The following is a 14,083-nucleotide window of genomic DNA, read 5'->3' as shown; positions in this document are numbered from 1 at the left end:
TCTGATTTTGCCGACTGCTTGCCTGCTTGGAGGGCGACCTGAACCTGCAGGCCAGTAGCGTCTCGTCAGTGCAGGTCATCGAGCTGTGCGCGATTGCGGCACCCACAACGGCGCAGCACGGCGAGTCCTCTCACCAGACCGGGGCGTGACGTGTCCGATCGAGCGGCCTACCTGCGCGCTGCCCTGCATATCGTGTTGTTCGCGGCTGCAGCCGCCGTGCTGCTGGTCGCCGCGCTGCACTCCGTCGACCCGCTGAGTCCTCACTGACCGGGTCCCGCAGGCCATATGCGCCACCCGAACACCCCCGGAGGCCGAACGCCCGTGCGGAAGCGGATCATCGTCCTCACCATCGCCGCAGCAGTACTCGCGATCGCGCTGTTCGGGTTGCCCCTGGCCGGGGTCGTCGTCAGCTACCTCGCCGACGATGAGCAGAGCGAGCTGGACCAGGTCGCCACCGTCGCCGCCCTCACCGTCGCCGTGGATCTCGCCCGCGGCAACGCTCCTCATCTACCGACCTCGTCGGAACAGGCGGACGTCGCTCTCTACGACCGATCCGGCCACCGCATCCTCGGCACCGGGCCCGCCGTCGCCGACAAGTCGGTCTCCGAAGCCCTCGCCGGCACGGGCGCTGACAACGACGACGGCACCGTAGCCATCCAGGTGATCGGCGACGACCCGCGCGCCGGAGCGATCCGGGTGTACAGCTCACCCGGCGAGGTCTACGGGCAGGTCGCGCTGGTGTGGGGAGCCATGCTCGCTCTCGCCGCGACCGCGGTGGCCACGGTGCGGGTGGTGGCGCATCGCCAGGCGGGACGTCTCGCAGGCCCGCTCGAACAGCTCTCCGAGGCCGCCCGCCGCCTGGGCGACGGGGACTTCACCGCACGCGCACCCCGCGTGGGCATTCAGGAGATCGACTCCGTCGGCGAGGACCTGGACACCACCGCCGACCGGCTCGGCAACCTCGTCGCGCGCGAACGCGCCTTCACCACCGACGCCTCACACCAGCTCCGCACCCCGCTCGCCGGGCTCCGGCTCACCCTCGAGTCCGCGCTCGACGACCCGCGCCAGGACTCCCGTGTCGCGATGACCGACGCCGTGAACGCGGCCGAGGGGCTCCAGCGCACGATCGAAGACCTTCTGGCGCTCGCCCGCGACACCAGGACCGACCGCGCCGAGCTCGACCCGGACCAGCTCCTCACCGACCTCGACCGGCACTGGCGGCCTGCGCTGGTCAACGCGGGCCGGGACATGCGGGTGAACGTCGAGCCGCAGGTACCGGTCGCCGCAGCGTCGGCCGCAGCGGTCCGCCAGGTTCTCACTGTGTTGATCGACAACGCCATGCGCCACGGCGACGGCGTGGTCTCGGTCGCCGTCCGCGACGCGGGTGGCGCGGTTGCCATCGACGTCTCCGACCAGGGCACGGGCATCGCGGTTCCGATCACCGAGCTGTTCGAGCGCTGCTCCGGCCGGGCGAGCGGGCACGGCATCGGGCTGGCGCTCGCCCGCAGCCTCGCCGAGGCCGAGGGCGGACGGCTCGCGCTCACCCAGCCCGCACCCCCGACCTTCACCCTCCTGCTACCCACCGCCGACCGCGATCCCGGAGCCCCGCAGTCCGCAGCCGAGCCGTCCTACCGCTGATCCGGCTCGTCACTCAGGCAGGGCGGGACGCGCTCCGCCTGCGTGCCTGCGCTCGGCGAGGACCAGCGACGTGACACAGACGGCGAGCCATGCCCCGCCCAGCAAGTAGCCGCTCAGGACGTCGGTCAGCCAGTGCACCCCGAGGTAGAGCCTGCTCACCCCGATCAGCAGCACGCCTGCCACCGCGGCTCCCACGACAGCAGCGCGCCGAGCCACGCCGGACACGAGCAGCACCACGACCGCCGCCAGCATCCCGAGCACCACCGCCGACCCGAGCGAGTGGCCGGACGGAAGAGCATAGGAACCGGTCACGACGAGCTGGTCGGCCACCGGCGGCCGGGCACGCGCGTACAAGACCTTGAACCAGTTGCCCAGTGCCTCCGAGCCACCCATCGCGACCACGACGATCAGCGCGTGGGCCCAGCGCCCCCACCACAGCAGCAGCCCCGCGGCAACCGCCGTGAGCACCGCCATTCCTTCCGAGCCGCCTGCCGAGCTGACGACCTCCATCAGCGTGCTGAGTGCTCCCGTCCGATGGGTCAGAAACCAGGAGTGCAGCGGTACGTCGAGCCTGGACACCTCGGATGCGTCCTCCACGGCGTCAACGACGGCGGCGTAGACGGCAAGCATGGCAACGGCGGCTCCACTTCCGAAGAGCACGGGCGCCAGGAGCCCACGCCGGGTCAACCATCCGTCCGTCCGCCGGCGGCCCGTCACCATGAACGCCGCGGCGATCACCCACAGCACGACGAGCACACCCGCAGCCGCAAGGCCGGGGTCAGCGGCCCACATGTCCGATCACCTCCAGGCGGAACGTGTCGTCGAGAGGTCGGCGGCATGAAAAGGAATGGTTCCGACGCTAGATCGGCGGTGGTTATCAGCGGCTTCGGCGCAGAGCAATGCAAGGCCAAAAGATCGGAGTGGACCTCTTGTGCTCCCGCGCCGACCCTGCGATGTCCGGCCCCCTTCATCCCGGCGGGACTCCCGATGAACACTGCTCCGGACCAACAAGATCTCACCGCTCGACGAATAGGCCCGTCACCGGGCGGAAGGCCGTGAGTCGTCCGTCCTGTCCTCAGCGTTCGTCACCCCGCACACCCGCTGCACCTTCTGTTCCCGGCCGCGGCGGGCCAGGCGCGCCACCACCCGGAGCGATCGGCGGGGTAGCTCGAGCAGGGTGACCAGGGAGCGGTAGAGGCCGCCCGGAACGCTGAGCGTCCGCTGCTTTCGCAGGTCGCTCAGGCAGCGGTCGACGACATCGGCCGGTTCCAACCACAGCGGTGATCTCGACGAACCCACCGGCCGTCCCGCTCGGAGGTGCCTGCCTGTGCGCATCCGGCCCGGACAGATCGCGATAGCCCGCACGCCCGTGCCGGGCAGCGATGCGGCGATGGAGTCGGTGAAGCTCAGCACCCACGCCTTGCTCGCGCTGTAGGCCGAGCCGGGTGCACCCAGGTAACCGGCGAAGCTGCCGACGTTGATGACGACACCGTGGCGGCGTCGAAGCATGCCGGGCAGCGCCGCACGTGTCAGCTGCAGCACCGCGGTGATGTTGAGATCGACCTCGGCCTGAAGATCCGCGGGAGACGCCTCGTCGAACAAGTCGTGAGTGCCTATGCCGGCGTTGTTGACGAGGATGTCCACCGGTTCGCCCATCGTGCCGTCGAGCCGCTGCTCGACGATCGCGCGCTCGGCAGGCACGGCGAGGTCGGCGGGCAGGACCTCCACCTCCACACCGTGCTCGACGCGGAGCCGCGTGGCCACCGCATTCAGCCGCTCCCGGTCCCGCGCGACGAGAACGAGGTTGTGACCCTGGGACGCCAGATGTTGTGCGAAGGCGGCGCCGAGTCCGGTGTTCCCACCCGTGACAATTGCAGTAGACATAACCGGGAACGCTATTGAGAACTCCTGAAACGACACTGAGAAACTGAAAACAAGCTGAAGATCAGGCGGCACACCCACAGAAATATGTCGAGACACCCACTCTCTCGGGAACGGTTAACCCTATCGAGCAGAAAATTCCGCTCGCCGGTCACGCCTCGGCAGGTCGACGGGCTACGCCGGTCGTGCCGCGATCACTTCCAGTGTGAGCACTTCGGAACCATAGTGTTGTCAGAGCCCACGCCCCAACAGCACTATGGCTCCACAATGCTGCGTCTGCCGGTTACGGCGAGCGCCGCAAGCTCGCGGCGGACGTCACATCCCGCATGGGCAACGACCCTACTGACGGGACCCCACTCTGCGACGCGGTCCGGTTGCAGATCGGCGATGTCGGCTCCTGCGGCGGAAGCGCAGTTCGATCCGATCGCGCCGACTCCACCGCCCTGCCGGTGGTCACATCAGACGATCTTGTGCTCGAGGAGGCTGCGCGCGCAGTCCACGACGACGTCCGCCGCCGGGCGTGGCTGCCAACCCAGGATCCGGTGGGCCTTCTCCGTCCTGTGCCGGTTGCGACGGCCGAGGCCCGGCATGATCGGTCGCAGCGACCGGTCCACCACCGCCGCGAGCCGGACGGCGACGTCGGGAAGCTGGCGGGTCGGCACCCCGGCCGCGGCGTCGCCGAGCCTGGCCCGCAACGCCGCGGCGATCTCCCGCATCCACATGAACTCGCCGGTCCCGAGGAACCGCTCGCCTGCCGCCGCGGGGGCGATCATGGCCCGTAGGTGGAGGGTGGCGACGTCACGGACGTCGACCACCTCCAGCCCGATCCGGGGCACTCCGGGCATGCGCCCCTGCAGGAGCCGTTTCACGATTCGGTGAAATGATCGCCACCCGCGCACCCGACGACGCGTTCGTCGCCTGGTTCGAGACCCTTGCCCACTACATCCGGCTCAAGCACGGCCTCGGAGAGGCCCTCCACAACGCAGCGATCCAGGACGCGATCAACGAGACCTATGCCCGGTCATCGCCGCGGTCGCCAAGCTCCTGGACGCCTGCGTCGCCGCCGGCACCGTGCGAGCCGGCTTCGACCCCGCCGACGTCCTGCTGATCATGGGCTTCCTGTGGCGCGCCGGCCCGGACAAGGACGGCGAGGAACAAGGCCGACGGCTCATCCGGATCGTCTTCGACGGCCTCCGCGGCCACGATCCGGCCTGAGACCCGCGACAGCACACCCCAGCTCCTACGGAGCCGACAGCCGGCGCTGGTGACACGTTCACCGACCTGCGCTCCGTTAACGTCGGGCCATGCCGATCGCCACGTACAGCCTCACCGCGCTCGACTGCCCGGACCCACGCGCGCTCGCCGAGTTCTACAGCCGGATCACCGGATGGCCGATCACCCCGCAGAAGCACACCCACTGGGCCCAGCTGGACGCGGGAGGCACCGGAGCAACGCTCGCGTTCCAGTTGATCGAGGAGGGCGAATACCGCCCGCCCGAGTGGCCCGGCCAGGATCACCCGCAGCGCGCCCATTTCGACTTCGACGTCCCCGACCTCGACGCCGGTGAGCGCGCCGTGCTGGAGATCGGCGCTCGCAAGCACGACCTGCAGCCGAGGACCAACTCGTTCCGCGTGTTCCTCGATCCCGTCGGCCATCCGTTCTGCCTGGTCAAGGTCTGACGACGGCCGGGAGTTCGTTCATCGCGTATGTACGTCGTCGACGACCAGCATGTCCGGGCGAATTGCCCACTGTCGCGGTAGCGCCGGGCAGGCCGCGGCGGAGACATGCGGAGATCTCTCCGGCTGGGCAACAGCGTGCCGGGGTTCTCCTGCCTGGGAGCTCGATCATGCCCACGATCCCGCGCGGGAACACGCACGCCTCCTCCGTCATGATCGGCGAGCACACCGACATAGGCCCGGCGGGCGAAGCTCACCGACGAAGCCGATCGCGCCGGCCTCCGGGCCGATGTCACCGCGGTTGCGTGTGGCGATCGCCATGACGAATCCTTTCGGCGGCGGCGACAATGTCGCCGCACGAGAGGAGTGGACGACGTGGCGGACGTTGCCGGGACCGCGGATCAGCTCGACACGAGACCCCGCAAGCGGGACTCGGCAGCGACCCGCCAGGCCATTCTGGAAGCCGCCCGTGAGGAGTTCGCCGCCTCCGGATGCGACGCGGCTGGCACGCGAGCGATCGCTGCCCGGGTGTCGACGCCCGGCGGATCGGACGCTACTTCGGTTCCAAGGAACAGCTGTTCACCGAGGTGGTCGAGCACGCCTACGCCGACCATCTCATGATGGCCCCGGAGAGTCGCCCGACGTCGTCCCGATCCCCGGCACTCGCCGTCTCGCCTTCTTCGAGGAGAACGCCCGAGCCGTCGAGCTCACGCTCACCGACGCGCAGATCGCGGAGCTCAACAGCATCACGGTGACCGGGGAGCGCGAGCGCGAGTCCGCGATGCAGGCCCGCAACTGGACCGACGGAGTCACCCCGCCACGGTGACCGCGAGCCGCAGGATCGGCGATCGCTTGCGGCCCTTCATCTGTGATTTCGCAGCTGCGAGCGGAGAACCCCTCGACACGCCCCGCTCGCAGCCTCGCTAGGTACCCGCTAATTGACTGACTCAATCAGACGAGGCTATCTTTCGGGCTACTCACGACTGGGCGCGTTCCATCACAGCAAGAAACGTTTCCAACTCGATATTGCGGCCACACAGTACGGCCGCCACCTTCTTGCCACGATATCGCGCGGCGGATTGGAGCATTCCGGCTACCGCTACCCCAGCCGAACCCTCGATGATCCACCGCTCACCTTCGGCCACCATCCGCATCGCGCGCGCAATTTCCTCCTCGCTGACGGTCACCGTCTCGTCGATCACCTCCTGGCAGACGGTAAAGGCCGTCGAACCAGGTTCCACGGCACCGGCTGAGCTCTCGGAAAGAGTTTCAGCCGCCGGGGTCTCGACGATGCGGCCGGCATTCAGCGAATCGAGCATCGACGTTGACGCTTTCGGCCAGACACCGACCACACGAGTTGCGGATCCGAGGGCCTTGAGTGCAGTCCCTACGCCACCGATGAGACCTCCACCGCCCACGGACATGAACACGGCGTCGAGGTCGGGAGCCTGCTCGACCAGTTCCACACCCAGAGTGCCTTGCCCGGCCATCGTGTCCAGATCATTGGACGGCGCGACGTACGGCTTGCCCTGGAGCTCCGACTGCCGGCGTGCTTCCTTCTCCGAGTCGAGCAGAGATCCGTCGACCACGACGAGCTCCGCCCCCAGCGACTCGATCGCGGCCATCTTCGACTTCGTGGCCGTGGTCGGAACGTAGACGGTGACGCCGACGCCTGCCAGGACGCCGGCGCGAGCAACCCCGAGCCCGTGATTGCCGGTGGAGGCCGTGATCACCCCTGACTGCCTCGCGGCTGCACCGAGCGTTCGGAGTTTGTTCGCAGAGCCGCGGACCTTGAACGAGCCCGTCGGCATCAGGTGCTCCGCCTTCAACCAGACGTCGCACCCCGACTCACGGGAGAGAAGTGTGCTCTGCACGAGCATCGTCACAGGGATATCGGGGCGAATACCGCGGTGGGCGTCCACGATTCTGCCGAAAAGGGTCACAGGGATCAAAACTCCTCCGAGTCGACGAACGGAGCGATCATGACGCTCGAGTAGGCGACCAGCTCTCACCACCCGAGCCACTGCCGGTCCTTGCGCCCACCGGCGTGGACCGGGGCGATGTTTCATGCGGGGTCGCATTCACGACCGTCCTCCACGATCCCCGCCCGGCTCAGCCCTCGGGAGAAATCGATTCGAGGGACAATCCCGTGGTGTCCGGACCGAGCGCTGCGATGTCTATGACCAGCAGGGTCATCGCCACGGCGACCACCAGGAACATCGCGGTGGCGCCATAGGCGTCCAGCACGGGAAGGAGCACGTACGGCATCGCGGCCGTCGCGAGCCGGGAGATCGAATAGGCCGAGCCGGCAGCGGTGGCACGCAGCGACGTGGGGAACAGTTCGGCTTGGTAGGTGTGGAACGTGTTGGCGAAGAAGTTGCTGACCGCGGTGTAGCAGAAGCCGAAGACCACGATCCCGGCCTCTGTTGACGAGTAGCCGAACGCGAGGCCGAACACCGCCATTCCGACAGCGCTTCCGATGATGAGCCGGGGTCGCTGAAAGCGTTCCATCACGGGCAATGACAGCGCCGAACCCACCGGGTAACCCAGGAACGTCAGCGCCGTGAACGTCAGCGACTGGGCCAGGTCGAATCCCTTGGCTGTGAGCACGATCGGGACCAGGGATCCGAAACCGTAGTAGCCGAAGGACTGCAGGATGTGGAACACGTACAGCATGACGGTCCGGGTGCGCCAGGGTCGGCTCAGGAGCGCGCCGACCCTGGTTCGCTCGGGGCGATCCGTCCGACGTTCCTCGTGCACGTCGTCGCGTTCCGGTTCGTGCACGCCGGCCGATCGTTCGAACCGGCGAACGACATTCTCGGCCTCGGCACGACTACCCCGTTCGCTGAGCCAACGTGGCGACTCGGGCAGCCCGGTGCGCAGAATCCACACCGCCAAGGAGCCGATCGCGCCCACGAGGAACAACCACCGCCATCCTTCGAAGCCCAGCAGGGTACGGCCCACCAGGCCGCGGGCAAGGAAGCCGGCTATCGGGACGCCACAGAAGCCGATGGTGAACGCCCACGCAGTGGCGCGGCCGCGGACACTCGGCGGCACCAGATCCGCGATATAGGCATCCACGAGTGGCAGCTCGGCACCGATACCCACTCCGGCGAGGAAGCGGCAGACCACCAGCATCCAGATATCCGTGCTGAATGCGCCCACGAGCGAGAAGACCGAGTAGAAGCCCAGCGACACCAGCAATGCCTGTCGCCGACCGATTCGGTCGCCGAGGCGCCCGATCGTCAGCGCACCGATGGACGCGCCGACGAACGCTGAGGCGATCAGTGGTTTCAGCTCGCTCGCGGAGGCGCCGAAGTCCGTGACGAGGACCAAACTCACAGTGCTGGCGAGAAAGAGGTCATAGAGGTCGAAAAACGTCGCTACACCAACCACCGCAATGACGTACCTGTGATACGAGGTGACCGGGAGCCGATCGAGACGGTTGGCAACGTCGCTACCGGCGACTGTCATGAACAAAACTCCCTGACTGAGACTTCCCTATGACTTCGAACGCGTGTCTCCGCACATAGCAGCGCTCGGACGACGCGCTCCGCGATGGATCGGTGCGGCGGATCCCGTGATGAAACTGATCAGCGTGGGTGGTGTTCCACCGGCCGCGGACCAGCAGTAAGCGCGCCGCTCGCCCGTGACGAACTCGCGGCCGGAGCCGAGACACCGGCGCGAATCAGTTCGGCTCCGCGTTCCGCGATCATGATTGTCGGGACGTTGGTGTTCACCGAGACGATGCGGGGCATGACCGACGCGTCCACGACCCGGAGATTCTCGACACCTCGCACCCGCAGGTCCGGGGTGACCACGGCATCGTCTCCAGAACCCATCGCGCAGGTGCCTACCGGATGGCAGTACGTGCCCGTGGCGCGTCGGACGAACTGCTCGAGGTCATCAGCACCCGTCGTCTCCCCACCGGGATACAGCTCGGCTCCCCGCCACCCGTCGAAGGCGCCGTCGGCAACGATCGCACGAGCCATCTCGACCCCTTGGACGAGACGAGTGCGGTCATCAACCTCGGTCAGGTACCGCGGGTCGATGAGCGGCGACGCGGCAGGGTCGGCGTTGCGCAGCCGGATCGTGCCACGACTCGTCGGCACCGTCGCAACCCCGAGCGTGAAACTGTTCGGGGGTGCCTGCATACCGGGCTGCAGAAACGGGACATGAACGAACTGCATCTGCAAATCCGGACCGGGCAACGCATCATCGCTACGCCACAACAGCGAGGCCTCCGACAGGTTCGACGCGCCCGGCGGGATCTCCCGGCTCGCCTCATAGACGACCGAGGTCAGCGGATGGTCGTGCAGGTTGCGACCGACACCCGGCAGATCCTGCACCACCCTGACCCCGGCATCACCCAGTTCGTCGGCCGGGCCGATCCCGGACAACAACAGCAGCCGGGGCGAGTCGATGGCGCCGCAGGAGACGACGACCTCCCGGGTGGCCAGCACGTCGATGATTGCGCCGGCCCGTCCAACCCGCACCCCCTTGCAGCGGCCACCGCGCACGATCAACGTGAGCGCTCGGCTCTCGGTGTGGACGGTGAGGTTCGAGCGTCCGAGAACGCTCGGAGTCAGGTAGGCGTCGGCCACGCTCTGCCGCTGCCCGCCGCTGATCGAGAGATCCTGCCACCCCGCACCCACTTGATGCTCGCCGTTGAAATCCGGCGTCATCGGATGACCGACCGCCGCCGCCGCGACGAGAAACACCGCAGACAGCGGATTGGGATCGTGCGCCGGCCCAGGTCGCATGGGTCCTGTGGTCCCGCGGAAGCGCGGATCACCGCTCGGTACCGACTCCATCCGCCGGAAATACGGCAGCACCTCGTGAAACGCCCATCCCGTGGCGCCTTGCCGCGCCCACGTGTCGTAGTCGTCGCGGTGCCCACGCAGGTAGACCATCGCATTGATCGCACTACAGCCGCCAACGGCGCGTCCACGCGGCCAGACGACCCGAGCTTCATACATCTCTTGTTGCGGGATCGTGCGATACCCGTAGTCGAGATCGCTGCCCACCAGCGTCGGCCAGGCGGGAGGTGTGCAAACCTCGCGGCGAACGTCACGTGATCCGTCCTCGATGAGGAGAACGCTCACATCCGGCTCCTCGGACAGCCGAGAGGCAAGAACACATCCCGCCGACCCGGCGCCGACAATGACGTAATCGAAGACCAAGGCCATCAGAACTCCTGAATCGATGATCACTGCGGCCGGCCCACGGCGAGGCTCGTGAACACTGGCTCCTCACGAGACACGGATTTCCCCGGTAGGCCCTACCGAGGCGGGGGGCGCTTAGGCGAGAACCACTACTTTCCGGGTCACGTCAACCAGTCGCTCGGCAATGACGCCGACGGCCAGGTTGATATTCGAGAAACCCGGCAGTGAGGGCATCCAGGATGGATACGGACAGCAGCGCGGCGCAGACGCCCAGCCGGCCCCCGGCGTGCTGGACCCCGACGATCTTCACAATCCCATGCTGTTGCCGCCCCTAACACCGCGAATCTGCGATCACGACCGATACGCGCACGATGAGGGGCACGGGCTTTCGACGTCCATGCAGGCTGAGAACGTGTCACCCTGCAAACGCTATGAGGTCACTTCGCATGCGGCCAACGAGAGTTCGGAATTGCTGGTATGCGTTGTCGTCATGGACTTCGGCAACGTCTCGCTGGTCGCGGTGCGGGTGTTTCGCGAGGTGGCCGAGCGGCGCACGCTCACCGCAGCGGCAGCAGCTCTGGGGTACACCCAGTCGGCCGTGTCGCGGCAGATCGCCTCGCTCGAGCGGGCCGCGGGCACGGTATTGCTCGAGCGGGGCCACGACGGGGTGCGGCTGACCGGGGCGGGGTACGTCGTGCTTCGTCGGGCCGCTGCCGTGCTCGACGAGATCGACGCGACAGCGCGTGAACTGTCCGGCCTGCCCCAGGAGGGAGGCACGGTGCGGCTGGGGTGGTTCCCCAGCGCTGGTCTGATCCTGGTGCCCCGGGCGCTCGCCGCCTTGCGTCGCACGCACCCCGCCATCTCGGTGACCAGCCGGGAAGCCAGCACACCCGACCTGGTCCGCGCGGTGCGGGCGGGCAGCATCGATCTCGCCGTCGTGGGCTCGCGTCCGCCGTTTCGGCCGCTTGACACCGAGTCACCCCAGCTGGAGGTCGAGACGCTGACCGAACGCTGCCTGTATCTCGCGGTTCCCGCTACGCATCCGCTCGCCGCGGCTGAGGTCGTGGACATCGGTGAGCTGCGCGGGCAACGCTGGATCGCAAGCCCGTCCACCAACGACCAGCCACGTCTGGGCGTGTGGCCCGGCCTGGACGAGCGGCCCGAGATCGCCCACAGCGTCCGCGACTGGATGGCCAAGCTGAACCTCGTGGCTGCCGGGTGCGGTGTGACGACCCTGCCCCGCTCGCTCCTCGAGGCCGTACCGCCGGGGGTGCGGGTGCTCACGGTCCGCGGTGGCCCGCACGAGCAACGCCGCATCCTGCTGACGCGCCTGCCCCGCCCACTCACCGAACCCGCGGCCCGGCTCGCCGACGCCCTACGAGCCGCAATAGCCGAGGCCGGCCCGTCGTTCCGACCGAGCTGATCGACGTCCCAGGGACCCGGCCGAATGCGCCTCCAGCGCCGCTGCCGTGATGTCACGCGAGCACGCACCCATCATTACGCGCACCTTCTGACGACTTGCCGTATCTGCCCCTCCCGACATGGACACCGCGGTACCACCGGCCGTTTCGGTGATCAACCCGGCAGCACCTCACGAACCTCCTCCCGCAGCTCCTCGAGTGCCCGCTCCGGAATGAGCGGCAACGCACGTCGGACCGCTGCGATCCCTACCGTGGCGAGCACGCCGGCCGCGATGGCGAAAACGACCGTCGCGACCGTGGCCGCCACCGTCGGAGGGAGAACCTTCTCCAGCATGCGCAGGATCACCACAGTGGACGTGCCGGCAGCCAACCCACCGAGCACGACGGCGACACCGAGCACCAGCGCCCCCTCGGACGCCACGCGGAACTTGCCGGCCAGCTCCTCCTGCGCGACGTGAAGCTCCTCTTCGATTATGTCCCGCACGTCCTCGACGAAGTCGCGGATCGCTTCGGCACCGGAGCTCTCCGTGCTGTGGCTCCGAGGTCGACCGGAACCTCCGGCACGGGTGCCCATCGATCCGCGTGACGTCGTCATGGAAATCTCCTCGCTTCATGCTGCGGGTCGCTCCCGGCGGAGCTGCTCTTGCCGCGCATCTGGAGTGCCCGCGTTTGTGGTCGACGAACCTGAATGGGCTGCTCGATCCTGTGGTGCTCAGCGGCGCGGCAGCAGCTCGGCCTGGCGGGAACGCACCTCGGTTCGGATGGCCGCCAAGACGGAAGCCGCCGCAGGTCGGCGCAGCCGCCACCCGGCCAAGCAGGCGTGGTAGGTGGGACGAGACGCCTGCGCCCTTCAGCGTGATCGTCTGCGCGGTTGCGCTCGCGCCGGCGGACAGGTGGGCAGCAGCGCACACCTCAGGGCTCGGCGAACGGACGACGGCGATCCCGTCGACCGCCGAGCGCGACCCGACCGCCGACATCGCGTTGCTGCGGTGGACGCCGCCGCGGCGCGGTCATCGTGGTGAACCAAGGCGGGTGACAGCGAGACGCCGCAACGCCGTAGGGCCGGCAGCGCTCGGGTTGCGCGGTGTAGCAGCGTTGGTGACTTCGGCCCTACTTCCAGTACATCGGCTGTTTCCAGGGATGATCCAGACGGAGCAAAATGGCTACGGGCAATGGCCCGACTGCATCACCGGGTGATCGGCACCCGATGAGCCGAATTTCCGGAGACATCGACAATCCACATCGGCGAGCATCAATGAGCCGTGACCGAAATTAGATCCTCCGGATTTCCTTGGTCGCGGCGAGAAGGTAAGGGATATTGCGTGGTCATGAGCGGTCAGGCCTCGCTCTGGCGTTGGTCTCGGCCGTCGGGTTCGGCCTGTCAGGTTCCCTGGGGAAGGCGCTGACGGACGCGGGCTGGTCGGCCAGCGGTGCGGTGTTCGTCCGGCTCAGCGGAGGAGCCGTCGTCCTGCTCGGGATTCTGGCGTTCGTCCGCCCTGGTGTGGTGGCGGCGATCCGCGCCGACGGCGGGGCACTCGCCGTGTACGGGTTGCTCGCCGCGGCTGGAGTGCAAGTGACCTTCTACAACGCCCTGATCTACCTGCCTGTGACGATCGCACTGCTGCTGCAGTACCTCGGTTCGATTCTCGTGATCGCGTGGGTGTGGGTGGTCAGGCGGCAGCCACCGGGCAGCCGCACGGTGCTGGGCGCGGCAGTGGCGCTGATCGGCCTGGCGCTGGTGATGCAGGTCTGGAACAGCGTCGGGCTTCCCTGGGAAGGGGTCGTGTGGGGTCTCGCCTCCGCCGTGTGCCAGGCGGCCTACTTCCTGGTCGCCGACCGTCCGGGGAACCGGACTCCGCCGCTGGTGCTTGCCGGCATCGGCATGACGATAGGCACGGTCGCGGTCGGCCTGCTCGGGATCGCCGGGTTGCTCCGGGTCGTGATCGACACATCCGCGATGGGCGTAACGCTGGGCAGCGTCGACATCGGGTGGCCGGTTGCCGCAACGCTGCTCGTGGTCGTGACCTCGGTGATCCCCTACCTCACGGGAGTGGCGGCGATCGCTCGTATCGGTGCTGCGCGCGGTTCCCTCGTGGGGTTGCTGGAAGTGGTGACGTCCGCTGTGGCCTCGTGGCTGTTGCTCCGCCAGGTCCCGACCGCCGTGGAGATCCTCGGTGGCGTACTGATCCTCGCCGGGGTGGCACTCACCAACACCGCGCGGTCCGCGGGTGTGGCCGAGCCGGAGCCCGGCGCGCGCTGAGGAGGAGGGCTCCTTACCGGTCAGAGCCCGTCGCCGGGCCGA

Annotated in this window: 12 protein-coding genes; 5 read left to right on the top strand and 7 right to left on the bottom strand. The window is 68.0% G+C overall.

What is annotated here, in order from left to right; genetic code table 11:
* The first annotated feature begins 321 nt into the window (after nt 1–321).
* Nucleotides 322–1,638 (top strand): sensor histidine kinase, encoded by a 1,317-nt coding sequence (locus MMF94_RS34825; RefSeq protein ID WP_241041710.1) that lies wholly within the window; start codon nt 322–324, stop codon nt 1,636–1,638.
* A gap of 9 nt (nt 1,639–1,647) precedes the next feature.
* Here MMF94_RS34825 and MMF94_RS34820 read toward each other — a convergent pair whose 3' ends face one another.
* The 3 genes from MMF94_RS34820 to MMF94_RS34810 all read right to left on the bottom strand — a co-directional run bounded on the left by MMF94_RS34820 (nt 1,648) and on the right by MMF94_RS34810 (nt 4,388).
* Nucleotides 1,648–2,430, bottom strand: a complete 783-nt coding sequence (locus MMF94_RS34820; RefSeq protein WP_241041709.1) for a phosphatase PAP2 family protein — start codon at nt 2,428–2,430, stop codon at nt 1,648–1,650.
* Between the two features lie 246 nt (nt 2,431–2,676).
* Nucleotides 2,677–3,522 carry an SDR family NAD(P)-dependent oxidoreductase gene (locus MMF94_RS34815; protein ID WP_241041708.1) on the bottom strand — a complete coding sequence of 282 codons (846 nt, stop codon included), beginning with the start codon at nt 3,520–3,522 and terminating at the stop codon, nt 2,677–2,679.
* Nucleotides 3,523–3,977: 455 nt separating this feature from the next.
* Nucleotides 3,978–4,388: a hypothetical protein gene (locus MMF94_RS34810; RefSeq protein ID WP_241041707.1), complete on the bottom strand. Its 411-nt coding sequence runs from the start codon at nt 4,386–4,388 to the stop codon at nt 3,978–3,980.
* A gap of 202 nt (nt 4,389–4,590) precedes the next feature.
* Here MMF94_RS34810 and MMF94_RS43625 point away from each other — a divergent pair, with 202 nt between their 5' ends.
* Nucleotides 4,591–4,734 (top strand): hypothetical protein, encoded by a 144-nt coding sequence (locus MMF94_RS43625; protein ID WP_338104399.1) that lies wholly within the window; start codon nt 4,591–4,593, stop codon nt 4,732–4,734.
* 89 nt (nt 4,735–4,823) lie between these two features.
* Nucleotides 4,824–5,198 carry a VOC family protein gene (locus MMF94_RS34800; protein ID WP_241041705.1) on the top strand — a complete coding sequence of 125 codons (375 nt, stop codon included), beginning with the start codon at nt 4,824–4,826 and terminating at the stop codon, nt 5,196–5,198.
* 974 nt (nt 5,199–6,172) lie between these two features.
* Here MMF94_RS34800 and MMF94_RS34795 read toward each other — a convergent pair.
* The 3 genes from MMF94_RS34795 to MMF94_RS34785 form a co-directional block, all read right to left on the bottom strand.
* Complete coding sequence (locus tag MMF94_RS34795) at nt 6,173–7,138, bottom strand: threonine/serine dehydratase (protein WP_241041704.1); 966 nt, start codon at nt 7,136–7,138, stop codon at nt 6,173–6,175.
* A gap of 169 nt (nt 7,139–7,307) precedes the next feature.
* A complete protein-coding gene (locus MMF94_RS34790; protein WP_241041703.1) occupies nt 7,308–8,669 on the bottom strand; it encodes an MFS transporter in 1,362 nt (453 codons plus the stop codon).
* Between the two features lie 119 nt (nt 8,670–8,788).
* Complete coding sequence (locus tag MMF94_RS34785) at nt 8,789–10,384, bottom strand: GMC family oxidoreductase (RefSeq protein ID WP_241041702.1); 1,596 nt, start codon at nt 10,382–10,384, stop codon at nt 8,789–8,791.
* 466 nt (nt 10,385–10,850) lie between these two features.
* Here MMF94_RS34785 and MMF94_RS34780 point away from each other — a divergent pair, with 466 nt between their 5' ends.
* The gene (locus MMF94_RS34780; RefSeq protein WP_241041736.1) at nt 10,851–11,783 is read left to right on the top strand and encodes a LysR family transcriptional regulator; all 933 of its coding nucleotides are present in this window, start codon (nt 10,851–10,853) and stop codon (nt 11,781–11,783) included.
* 152 nt (nt 11,784–11,935) lie between these two features.
* Here MMF94_RS34780 and MMF94_RS34775 read toward each other — a convergent pair whose 3' ends face one another.
* Nucleotides 11,936–12,376 (bottom strand): phage holin family protein, encoded by a 441-nt coding sequence (locus tag MMF94_RS34775; protein WP_241041701.1) that lies wholly within the window; start codon nt 12,374–12,376, stop codon nt 11,936–11,938.
* 723 nt (nt 12,377–13,099) lie between these two features.
* Between MMF94_RS34775 and MMF94_RS34770 the strand changes: the two genes are divergently transcribed.
* Nucleotides 13,100–14,041 carry an EamA family transporter gene (locus MMF94_RS34770; RefSeq protein ID WP_241041700.1) on the top strand — a complete coding sequence of 314 codons (942 nt, stop codon included), beginning with the start codon at nt 13,100–13,102 and terminating at the stop codon, nt 14,039–14,041.
* The last annotated feature ends 42 nt before the right edge of the window (nt 14,042–14,083 follow it).

The sequence above is a fragment of the Pseudonocardia alaniniphila genome, assembly GCF_022524485.1.
Lineage (GTDB): Bacteria > Actinomycetota > Actinomycetes > Mycobacteriales > Pseudonocardiaceae > Pseudonocardia > Pseudonocardia alaniniphila.
Note: the sequence above shows the minus strand (reverse complement) of the source record. Positions and strands in the feature narration are given on the sequence as shown.